Source organism: Mesorhizobium sp. M1406 (genome assembly GCF_040317555.1).
In the GTDB taxonomy this organism is placed as follows: domain Bacteria; phylum Pseudomonadota; class Alphaproteobacteria; order Rhizobiales; family Rhizobiaceae; genus Mesorhizobium.
Map to the genome: position 1 here is coordinate 1 of NZ_JAMYKW010000186.1, position 664 is coordinate 664.

A 664-nucleotide genomic window follows, 5' to 3' on the forward strand; every position below is an offset into this window, starting at 1 on the left:
GCCACTGCGGACTCGTTTAAACGAAATGCTGATATCGACTCCGTGCTCAACGACGCACGGCAGCGATTTGTCGACCGCAATCCCAAAAGCTTGGCCCGCCATATAGACGCCAAGCAGTCACTGCCTGGCGGCAACACCCGCGCCATCCTTTGGTACAATCCTTTTCCACTCACTTTGGTGTCCGGGAATGGCTGCTATGTAACAGACCTTGATGGCCATCAATATGTGGATCTCTTGTCGGAATACACTGCGGGACTCTACGGACATTCCGACCCAACGATAGCGGAAGCCATGATTGATGCCATCAAGGACGGTGTCATGCTCGGTGGGCCAAACCGATATGAGGCACAGTTAGGCGCTGCTATTGTTGAGCGCTTCCCGGCGATTGAGCGCGTACGCTTTTGCAACTCCGGCACGGAAGCGAATATCATGGCTTTGACGGCCGCGCGGGCAATCACGGGCCGAACCAGGATACTGGTGTTCAGAGAAAGCTATCATGGGGGCGTGATGGTCTTTGCAAACGGGGGCTCACCACTGAATTTGCCATTTCCTTTCTTGCTTGCCGACTACAACGATGAGGATGGCGTAGAAAAGATTATGCGAGAGAATGCGGATGAACTCGCTGCGATTATCTTGGAGCCAATGCTGGGAGCTGGAGGCTGCA

General features: G+C 54.2%; 1 protein-coding gene. It reads left to right on the forward strand.

What is annotated here, in order from left to right; all coding sequences use genetic code 11:
- Window positions 1-664, forward strand: a 664-nt coding sequence (locus NKH03_RS34865; protein ID WP_352973381.1) for an aminotransferase class III-fold pyridoxal phosphate-dependent enzyme, incomplete at both ends; no start/stop codon positions are given.